Here is a 753-nt window from a genome sequence, read left to right on the forward strand (position 1 = left end):
ATGATCCTGATGAGTACCCTGAGAGCACTTCCTATACCGGAGGGAACAGCTAACAACGCACTGATAGCCAAGGAATAACCAATTATGGGTTACTACAACGACGGGCGTGGCAATAGCTTCTTCCCAGTTGTGTATGTAAAGGAAGATAACGTCTTAGAGCGGCAACTAGAGCTGCTACAAAAGCAGGGATGGAAAATTATTGAGTTCTTTTGCTCTGCTCTTGTCCAGGCAAGGACCGAGAATGAATATTTTAAGGAGCTTTTAGGGCCTATTGAATATCCTTATGGATTGCCTGATGATCCAGTAAATCTGATCTATGAGTACATGGAAGATTTGCATTGGCTGGATTTGAGTAAAGGAGTTTTCGTGGTGTTGCGGGACTATGACGCGTTATTCCGAGAGGATAAAGGCCCTGAATACTTGCAGGCAAAGTGGATGGCACAGATTCTGCAAAGTGCGGATAATGACTTACGGTATCGGCATTCCTGGTATGGAAATGGAGACTACGACCCACCGCATGTACTTTACGGTATGGAGGTGTCGCGGAATCACCTTGATCAGGTCTTGGAGTATTTTGAAGGCCGTGCAATTGTTATTCCTGAATTTGACGAAAACAATCCAGGAGCTGAAAATCCTTTATACCTTAAAAATAAGGATGAAGTTTTGGAAAGTTAGAAGCACGAAAATAATTAGTTCAATACATTCTACATCTTAAGGGCTTATTCATAAGGGACTTAGGTAGGTTCTTTATGA

General features: G+C 42.5%; 1 protein-coding gene. It reads left to right on the forward strand.

Translation table 11 applies throughout. The features are described from left to right. Positions 1 to 84: 84 nt before the first annotated feature. Positions 85 to 675, forward strand: a complete 591-nt coding sequence (locus tag HMPREF2958_RS04730; RefSeq protein ID WP_070697034.1) for a hypothetical protein — start codon at positions 85 to 87, stop codon at positions 673 to 675. The last annotated feature ends 78 nt before the right edge of the window (positions 676 to 753 follow it).

Source organism: Rothia sp. HMSC036D11 (genome assembly GCF_001814205.1).
GTDB lineage: Bacteria > Actinomycetota > Actinomycetes > Actinomycetales > Micrococcaceae > Rothia > Rothia dentocariosa.